A 241-nucleotide genomic window follows, 5' to 3' on the forward strand; every position below is an offset into this window, starting at 1 on the left:
ACCGGCGATGCGCATGATTCGGAACTGTGGACCGACGCCGATACGCTGGCCACCACCTACCAGCGCAGCGCCTGGCAGTCGATCAGCGTGCGTACCGATGGCAAGGCCGGCTTCGAGCAGTTCAAGGCGGCGGTCGCCGCCGACCCGCGCCTGAAGCTGGACGTGGAAACCACCCGTGTCTACTACAGCAAGCAGGGCGGCGGGCTGACCAAGCTGATCGACATCCTCGGCAAGGTGATCG

Annotated in this window: 1 protein-coding gene; it reads left to right on the top strand. The window is 65.6% G+C overall.

Features of this window, described 5'->3' with window-relative positions; all coding sequences use genetic code 11:
- Positions 1-241: hypothetical protein (locus tag HMPREF0519_RS13550; RefSeq protein ID WP_003637242.1), on the top strand; the 241-nt coding region annotated here is incomplete at both ends.

It is taken from the genome of Lentilactobacillus hilgardii DSM 20176 = ATCC 8290, from assembly GCF_000159315.1.
Classification (GTDB): Bacteria; Bacillota; Bacilli; order Lactobacillales; family Lactobacillaceae; genus Lentilactobacillus; species Lentilactobacillus hilgardii.